The organism is Neobacillus niacini (genome assembly GCF_000759675.1).
In the GTDB taxonomy this organism is placed as follows: domain Bacteria; phylum Bacillota; class Bacilli; order Bacillales; family Cytobacillaceae; genus Neobacillus; species Neobacillus niacini_A.
The window spans coordinates 1-364 of record NZ_BAWM01000116.1 but is presented as its reverse complement, the minus strand read 5'-3'; the positions used below and the strand labels follow the sequence as shown (position 1 = coordinate 364).

The 364-nt window shown below is 30.2% G+C and carries 1 pseudogene; it reads left to right on the top strand.

The annotated features are described in order from the left end of the window. Positions 1 to 302 (top strand): annotated as a pseudogene (locus TR08_RS33435) (hypothetical protein); the annotation flags it as partial. Positions 303 to 364: the final 62 nt, after the last annotated feature.

Sequence of the window (364 nt, the reverse complement as noted above, 5' to 3'; positions counted from 1 at the left end):
ATAAATCGCCTGAAAATCATTATAAAATTGATGTTCGACCTGTTAAACATAAAATTTCAATCCCAGATAAGTATGTTTTAAAACACTTTAAACTAAAAATCAGAAATGACGCAACATATTTGAACGTTTCAGGTTTTAATGTATTGGTTTTCGAAAGAGATAATTGGCAATATATGATTAGTATTAATAAACGGGTGTCTAACAAGGTGACACCTGAGATGTTAGTTGAAATTGCTAATTCAATTGATTATAAACCCAAAAGGAGAAGTTCGTTATTGAACTCCCATGAAAATAAAAACTGAAAAAGGGCATGAAAAAATAGACCCAGAAAAACCAGTTTTTAAAAAAAGGCTGAGCCTCTTGA